This is a genomic window from Agrobacterium sp. DKPNP3, assembly GCF_052686535.1.
The window spans coordinates 22,315-29,354 of sequence record NZ_JBQYSN010000066.1; the positions used below are offsets into that span (position 1 = coordinate 22,315).

Sequence of the window (7,040 nt, forward strand, 5' to 3'; positions counted from 1 at the left end):
ATCGCGCGGCTAGACCTGCAAAATGGAGGAAACAAGCAATTGCGTGTAGGGCTCGCGGGGGTCGTCCAGCACCCGGTCGGTCAGACCGTGCTCAATGACATCGCCGCCCTTCATCACCATCATGCGATGGGAAAGAAGCCGCGCAACCGCGAGGTCATGCGTGACGACGACAACGGCAAGGCCGAGATCGTTGACGAGGCCACGAACCAGATCGAGCAGACGCGCCTGCACCGAAACATCGAGACCACCTGTCGGCTCATCCATGAAGACAAGGCGCGGCGAGGTGACGAGGTTGCGGGCGATCTGGAGGCGCTGGCGCATGCCGCCCGAGAAGGCGCGCGGCTGGTCGTCGATACGGTCGGTGCCGATTTCCACCCGCTCCAGCCATTCGCCGGCCGATTGACGGATATTGCCGTAATGCCTGTTGCCCACGGCCATCAGCCGCTCGCCAACATTCGCGCCAGCCGACACCGCCATGCGCAGCCCATCGGCCGGGTTCTGGTGCACGAAACCCCAGTCGGTCCGCATCAGGAAACGCCGTTCGGCTTCTCCCATGTGGTAAAGGTCACGCACGGAGCCGTCGCGCATGCGATATTCCACGCTGCCTGCCGTTGGCATCAGCCGGGTGGAAATGCAGTTGAGAAGGGTCGTCTTGCCTGAGCCGGATTCGCCGACAATCGCCAGAACCTCGCCGGCGTAAAGCTCGAAGGAGACGTTGCGGCAACCGGCGCGGTCGCCGTAATATTTGGAAACGTCCCGGACTTTCAGAAGCGGTGCGTCGCTCATTCTGCTGCCTCCTTTACATCCGCCAGCAGGTGGCCCTTATGGCCATTGGCGCGGCGATCATCGCAATGGTCGGTGTCGGAGCAGACGAACATGCGCCCGCCCTTGTCATCCAGCACCACCTCGTCGAGATAGACATTCTCCGCGCCGCACAGTGCGCAGGGCTTGTCGAAGCGCTGGACTTCAAACGGGTGATCCTCGAAATCCAGGCTGACGACATCAGTATAGGGAGGCACGGCATAGATGCGCTTTTCGCGCCCGGCGCCGAACAGCTGCAACGCCTCCGACATATTCATTTTCGGATTGTCGAATTTCGGCGTCGGCGAGGGGTCCATCACATAACGCCCGGCAACTTTCACCGGATAGGCGTAGGTAGTGGAAATGCGGCCGTTGCGGGCGATGTCCTCGTAAAGCTTCACGTGCATCAGGCCGTATTCTTCCAGTGCATGCATGACACGGGTTTCCGTCTCGCGCGGCTCGAGAAACCGAAGGGGCTCGGGGATTGGAACCTGATATACAAGCACCTGACCGGAATGCAGGTCCTCTTCCGGAATACGGTGCCGCGTCTGGATGATGGTGGCATCCTTCGTGCGGGTGGTGACGGCCACATCAGCCACTTTCTGGAAGAAGGCGCGAATGGAGACGGCGTTCGTGGTGTCGTCCGCCCCCTGGTCGATGACTTTCAGCACATCGTCGGGACCAAGGATGGAGGCGGTCAACTGCACGCCGCCGGTGCCCCAGCCATAGGGCATGGGCATTTCGCGGGAAGCGAAGGGAACCTGGTAACCCGGAATGGCGATGGCCTTGAGGATCGCCCGGCGGATCATCCGCTTTGTCTGTTCATCGAGATAAGCGAAGTTGTAGGCAGCCAGCCCGTCGTCGAATGAAACTTCTTTAAGCATTGCGCGTTAGCCTTGTGTAAAAAAGGAGTACAAGCTCATGGAGATTGGAATTCTTGCAGCCGTGTTCTTTGCTGTCTTTGCGGCATCGACCGTCTTTTGTGCTTACTGGTTCGGCGAGCAGCACAGCCGCTGATTATTCGGCCGCATCGCCCATCCACCCGGCCCCATCGGCGTTGATCGCGTCGAAATCCGTGCGCATCTTTCTGACCAGGCCGAGTTCGGCCTGAAAGTCCACGTAGTGCGGCAATTTCAGGTGTTCGACAAAGCCCGTGGCCTGCACATTGTCGGCGTGTGAAATAACGAACTCCTCGTCCTGCGCGGGAGCGACCACATCCTCGCCGAACTCTCCTGCCCGCAGCGCCCGGTCGACAAGAGACATGGCCATAGCCTTGCGTTCGCTCTGTCCAAATACCAGACCGTAACCGCGTGTGAACTGCGGCGGTGCCTTTGCCGAACCCTTAAACTGGTTCACCATCTGGCATTCAGTCACCTGGATATCGCCAAGGGAAACACTGAATCCAAGCTCGGGAACGTCGAGTTCAACCTCGACCTCGCCAATGCGGATTTCTCCAACGAAGGGGTGCGTCCGGCCGTAGCCTCTTTGCGTGGAGTAGGCGAGCGCAAGGAGAAAACCTTCGTCGCCACGCGCCAACGACTGCAGGCGCAGGTCACGCGGCATCGGAAACTCCATTGGTTCCCGCGTCAGGTCGCCCGCAACGTGATCGTCAGGCATGCCGCCGTCGCTTTCGATCAGTCCCTCCTCAGCAAGAATATTGGAAACGCGCATGACATATTCCTGCTCACCTTCGCGCTGGGCCGCGGTTTCGACAGCTTCGTCCTCGAGCAGGGAGGGGTCGAGCAGGCGGTGGGTATAATCGAAGGTCGGGCCCAGCAACTGCCCGCCGGGCAGATCCTTATAGGTCGCGGAAACACGCCGCTGCACCGCCATCTCGGCGGTATCCACCGGAACCGAATAGCCGAAACGCGGCAGCGTGGTGCGATAGGCACGCAGCAAAAAGATGGCTTCGATCATGTCTCCGCGGGCCTGCTTGACGGCCAGCGCTGCAAGCGACTGATCGTAGAGCGACGCCTCTGCCATGACCCGGTCCACCGCGAGCGAGAGCTGCGAAACGATTTGCGCAACGCTCATCGCCGGCAGGTCACGGTCTCCGCGCCGCTTGTCGGCCAGCAGCCGGTGGGCGTTGGCTATGGCGGTCTCCCCGCCTTTGACAGCAACGTACATCTTATGCCTCCACGGGTTTGATGCGCGTCGTGCGCGGCAGGCAGACGAATCTATCGCCAGCCGTCAGGATGACATCGACGCCACGCGGGAAGGTGGCGTTGTTCTCTGCCCAAAGCAGGGGGAATATGTCTGGCAGGCCGATAGGGCGAATGGTGTTGACGCCTCTGATGCCCGGTCCGGAGAGCAGCAATTCCCGCCCGCCTTCAAGGTCGGGCAGCTCGATGATCAGCGTGGTCGAACGGTCGGGATATTCCTGGCTGCCTTGGGCGAAAAGGCCGAAGGAGGCGATGGCGCTGCCCGCTTCGAGGACGGCGAAATGCGCAGCCGCTTTTTCTTCCGCCACCGGCGCGCCTGTGTGAAAGCCGATCCAGCCCGGCACTGCGGTCTTGCGCAACGTGCCACTCAGCCAGACCGGGGTATCGTGGTCGCACAGTGCGAGCAGAACAGCCCCGGTTGCCCGGGCGAGCGCCGTGGGCGGAGCGACCGTAGTCTCGATGGTCTGCTGTGTACCCGGACGCGCCATGCCGTCCATCAACTTTTTAAAAATTCGCTGAGAATCGAAGACCGCGTCGGAAAAGCCGCCGGTCAGTGCTTCTGCCTCGACGCTCATCAGTCCTCTCCTCGAGCCATGGTGAAGAAATCGACCCGCGTCGCAGCGGTTTCCTTTGTTTTTCGCGCCTTCTCGTCACGCAGTCTTTTTTCGACAGGTGAAAGAAGCTCACTCTCGATGAAGTCCCGGGTCCGGTTTTCCTGCCAGAGCGCGTCGAAAACGGCCGCATACCAGGCCTTCTTGCGGCCGGTGCCGAGAACATGGGCGTGGCCAACGGTTCCCGAGGCAAGCTTAACGGTTGCGCGGGTGACTGTGGTCTCGCCGAGATTAAAAGGCGCACCGCCGCCGCCAATACGGCCCTTGACCATGACGAGGCCGGTTTCAGGCCCACGCACATTTTCCGTTTGCGGGCTGGCATCCTGCCGACTCCAGACCGTTTCAAGTTCCTGAACGGTGGCGCGGGCAAGAAGCGCCGCCACTCGTTTCCTCTCCATCTGCATATTCGCAGCTTCGTTATCCATCGCTTGACCTCAAATGTCTATTGGTGTAGACAACTATACAATATAAGCTACATTTAATGGCGATGAATGACAAGCGTGTGACATGAGCCCATCAGCAGCAATGAAAAGAAAGAACGGCGTTGCGCTCTGGCGGCAGATTGCCGACCGGATCAGGGGTGAGATAGCGGCTGGCGATCACGACGAAACCGGCATGTTGCCGCCGGAAATGACGCTCGCCGAAAAATTCGGCGTCAACCGCCACACCGTTCGCAGCGCCATTGCCGCGCTGGCCAGCGAAGGCATCCTCGAGCCGATGCAGGGACGCGGCACGTTGATCGCCCGCAAGGAGCGTCTGAGCTTTCCGATTTCGCTGCGCACGCGGTTCACGGCAGGCATCGGCGATCAGGTGAAGGAAATGGAGGCGCTGCTTCTTTCCCACACGACCGAGCCAGCAAATGCCGATCTCGCGGCCAGGCTGCAATTGCCGGCGGGTGCGGCGCTCGTCCGACTGGAAACGCTGCGCAAGGCGGACACTCGTCCTGTATCCCGCTCGACAACATGGTTTCCGGCGGATCGTTTCGCCGGGATAGGGGAGGCCTATCAGAACAGTGGCTCGATCACGGCAGCTTTCAAGATGCTGGGCGTGGAGGACTATGTGCGTATCTCAACCGTCATTTCCGCTATCCATGCGGATACGCAGGATCTTGCCGATCTCGAATTATCGCCGGGGGCTATCCTGCTTGTCGCCCAGGCATTGAACGCCGATATGGATGGCGTGCCGGTGCAATATGCCGTCAGCCGATTTTCCGCCGATACGGTCGAATTCACGGTCGAAAATTAGAATACCGGCCTATTCCGTCTGCGAAAGACCGAGCACATCCAGCATAGAATAGAAGCCCGGCTTCTTGTCCAGGGCCCAGACGGCTGCCGTGATCGCGCCGCGTGCGAAGATGGAGCGGTCGCCGGCATAATGGGAGAGCTCAACGCGCTCACCTTCGCCGGCAAAAATGACTGAGTGCTCCCCGATGACAGAGCCGCCGCGCAATGTGGCAAAACCGATGGTGCCGATCTCGCGAGCGCCCGTATGCCCGTCGCGCACCCGCACGGAAGATGCAGCGAGATCGACGTTGCGACCGGCGGCGGCCGCTTCGCCGAGCAGCAGTGCTGTGCCAGAGGGCGCATCCACCTTGTGCTTGTGGTGCATTTCGAGAATTTCAATATCCCAGTTCTGTGCGTCCAGGGCCTGCGCCGCCTGCTGGGTCAAGACACTCAGCAGATTGACGCCGAGGCTCATATTACCCGACTTGACGATGCGGGCATGGCGGGACGCTGCCTTGAATTTTTCGTTGTCATGCGGTGAGCAGCCCGTGGTGCCGATGACGTGCACGATGCGCGCCTGAGCGGCAAGGCCCGCAAAGGTGACGCTCGTTGCCGGCGAGGTGAAATCGATCACCCCTTCCGCATGGAGAAATGCCTGCAGCGGATCGCTGGTAATTTCGACACCGATTGGTCCGAGACCGGCAATCTCTCCGGCATCGCGTCCCACGAAGGCGGAGCCTTCACGCGCGACGGCGGCGTGCAGCTGAACGCCCGGCGTCTGGTGAATGAGGCGGATCAGCGCCTGTCCCATCCGGCCTGCCGCGCCGACCACCACCAGTTTCATGTCGCTGCCGCTCATGCTGTCACTCACTTCTCATGTCAGACGGATCGAAACCCGCCGGTATCGGATGATGGATATTTTCCGCCATGACGTTAAAGAGCGCCTCTGCGCTTCGCAAGCATCAAAGCTGGCCGACCCTTGCAACGATCAGGCTCTCCAGCGCCGCCCGTCCAGCGACAGGCCGAAATCCGAAGGCGTTCTGGCGTAGGTGGCAAGACCTGAAAGCGCCGCCTGTGGATGGGTGACGACGAAGGTGGGAATGGTCCGCATCAGCGCGCTGTGCGGCGCCTTGTCTTCGAAAGCGGCGCGGAATTCCGGGCTCTTCAACGCCGGAACGATCTTCTGCGAAATGCCGCCGGCCAGATAAACGCCGCCCTTGGCCATGAAGATCAACGCAAGGTCACCCGCCACGCGGCCGAGATAGGTGCTGAACAGCGACAGCGTTTCTTTCGCCTGTGCATTCTGGCCGGAAAGGCCGTGCGAGGTGATGTCGGCGGGATCGGAGAAGACAGGCCCGATGCCGTCGGCCTTGCAGATGGCCCGATAAAGGTTGACCAGCCCGCGTCCGCATAGAATCTGTTCGCCGGCGACGCGGCCCTCGATGGTTTCGATATGCGGGAAAACCTCATAGTCGCGCGCGCTTCTCGGGCCGATATCGATATGGCCACCTTCGCCAGGCACCGGGAACCACATATGGCGCGCATAAACCAGACCGGCGACACCAAGTCCCGTGCCCGGTCCAAGAACAACGCGAGAGGCCAGCACGTCTTTTTTGCCGGAGCCGATGGCGTCGCGGTTGTCGTCGTCAAGAGCTGCAATCGCGAGCGCCTGCGCCTCGAAGTCGTTGATGACGATGACATCCTTGAGCCCGAGATTGGCGAGCATGCCCTTCGGCTTGACGACCCAATGGCAGTTGGTGAGCGGTATCTCGTCACCTTCGATCGGGCCAGCGATGGCAAGAATGGTCGAGACGGGCTGAAGCGAGGTCTTGTCCAGAACCGCCTGCTGGATGGCGTCGTCAATGGTTGGATATTCCGCCGTCTTCACAGTTGTGAGATGCACGGGCTCCGCAAAGGAATCGATCAGGATGGAAAAACGGGCATTGGTGCCACCGATGTCGCCAAGAAGGATTGGGAAGGACAGATATTCGGTATCGGACGTCTTCGGCATTGCCTGTTCCATGGTGGGAGGGTCAGTTGGCGACGTGGAAGTCGATGAGATTTTCGGCAGTGGCACGGTTGAGCGCCATGGGGATATCGTAAACCGTTGCCAGCCGGGTCAGCGCCTTCACGTCGACGTCATGCGGCATGGCCGTCAGCGGATCGGTAAAGAAGATCAGCATGTCGACTTCGCCTGTCGCGATCATCGCGCCGATCTGCTGGTCGCCGCCGAGCGGACCGCT

Annotated in this window: 9 protein-coding genes; 1 reads left to right on the forward strand and 8 read right to left on the reverse strand. The window is 60.7% G+C overall.

Going from position 1 to position 7,040, the window contains the following annotated elements:
- Nucleotides 1-9: 9 nt before the first annotated feature.
- The 5 genes from phnK to phnG form a co-directional block, all read right to left on the reverse strand.
- A complete protein-coding gene (phnK, locus tag ACUTJJ_RS17415; protein WP_404494345.1) occupies nt 10-786 on the reverse strand; it encodes a phosphonate C-P lyase system protein PhnK in 777 nt (258 codons plus the stop codon).
- Complete coding sequence (locus ACUTJJ_RS17420) at nt 783-1,685, reverse strand: alpha-D-ribose 1-methylphosphonate 5-phosphate C-P-lyase PhnJ (protein ID WP_296066174.1); 903 nt, start codon at nt 1,683-1,685, stop codon at nt 783-785. The genes phnK and ACUTJJ_RS17420 overlap by 4 nt, the downstream gene beginning before the upstream one ends.
- Nucleotides 1,686-1,818: 133 nt before the next feature.
- A complete protein-coding gene (locus tag ACUTJJ_RS17425; RefSeq protein WP_445542914.1) occupies nt 1,819-2,928 on the reverse strand; it encodes a carbon-phosphorus lyase complex subunit PhnI in 1,110 nt (369 codons plus the stop codon).
- A gap of 1 nt (nt 2,929) precedes the next feature.
- Nucleotides 2,930-3,538 (reverse strand): phosphonate C-P lyase system protein PhnH, encoded by a 609-nt coding sequence (gene phnH / locus ACUTJJ_RS17430; RefSeq protein WP_445542915.1) that lies wholly within the window; start codon nt 3,536-3,538, stop codon nt 2,930-2,932.
- A complete protein-coding gene (gene phnG / locus ACUTJJ_RS17435; protein WP_296066164.1) occupies nt 3,538-3,999 on the reverse strand; it encodes a phosphonate C-P lyase system protein PhnG in 462 nt (153 codons plus the stop codon). Before phnG ends, phnH begins: the two co-directional genes overlap by 1 nt.
- A gap of 82 nt (nt 4,000-4,081) precedes the next feature.
- Here phnG and phnF point away from each other — a divergent pair, with 82 nt between their 5' ends.
- Nucleotides 4,082-4,819, forward strand: a complete 738-nt coding sequence (phnF, locus tag ACUTJJ_RS17440; RefSeq protein WP_445542916.1) for a phosphonate metabolism transcriptional regulator PhnF — start codon at nt 4,082-4,084, stop codon at nt 4,817-4,819.
- Between the two features lie 9 nt (nt 4,820-4,828).
- On the opposite strand, the gene dapB is transcribed toward phnF, so the two are convergent.
- The 3 genes from dapB to ACUTJJ_RS17455 all read right to left on the reverse strand — a co-directional run.
- Nucleotides 4,829-5,656 carry a 4-hydroxy-tetrahydrodipicolinate reductase gene (gene dapB, locus ACUTJJ_RS17445; protein ID WP_445542917.1) on the reverse strand — a complete coding sequence of 276 codons (828 nt, stop codon included), beginning with the start codon at nt 5,654-5,656 and terminating at the stop codon, nt 4,829-4,831.
- Between the two features lie 129 nt (nt 5,657-5,785).
- The gene (locus tag ACUTJJ_RS17450; RefSeq protein ID WP_144576198.1) at nt 5,786-6,808 is read right to left on the reverse strand and encodes a glucokinase; all 1,023 of its coding nucleotides are present in this window, start codon (nt 6,806-6,808) and stop codon (nt 5,786-5,788) included.
- Between the two features lie 22 nt (nt 6,809-6,830).
- A partial coding sequence (locus ACUTJJ_RS17455; protein ID WP_445542918.1) for a methylglyoxal synthase occupies nt 6,831-7,040 on the reverse strand: 210 nt, incomplete at its 5' end.

Bases quoted from the DNA above. Each gene is read 5' to 3' on its own strand.
- ACUTJJ_RS17450 (WP_144576198.1), bottom strand. From the start codon at position 6,808: ATGCCGAAGACGTCCGATACCGAATATCTGTCCTTCCCAATCCTTCTT.
- phnG (WP_296066164.1), bottom strand. From the start codon at position 3,999: ATGGATAACGAAGCTGCGAATATGCAGATGGAGAGGAAACGAGTGGCG.
- ACUTJJ_RS17425 (WP_445542914.1), bottom strand. From the start codon at position 2,928: ATGTACGTTGCTGTCAAAGGCGGGGAGACCGCCATAGCCAACGCCCAC.
- phnH (WP_445542915.1), bottom strand. From the start codon at position 3,538: ATGAGCGTCGAGGCAGAAGCACTGACCGGCGGCTTTTCCGACGCGGTC.
- phnK (WP_404494345.1), bottom strand. From the start codon at position 786: ATGAGCGACGCACCGCTTCTGAAAGTCCGGGACGTTTCCAAATATTAC.
- dapB (WP_445542917.1), bottom strand. From the start codon at position 5,656: ATGAGCGGCAGCGACATGAAACTGGTGGTGGTCGGCGCGGCAGGCCGG.
- phnF (WP_445542916.1), top strand. From the start codon at position 4,082: ATGAGCCCATCAGCAGCAATGAAAAGAAAGAACGGCGTTGCGCTCTGG.
- ACUTJJ_RS17420 (WP_296066174.1), bottom strand. From the start codon at position 1,685: ATGCTTAAAGAAGTTTCATTCGACGACGGGCTGGCTGCCTACAACTTC.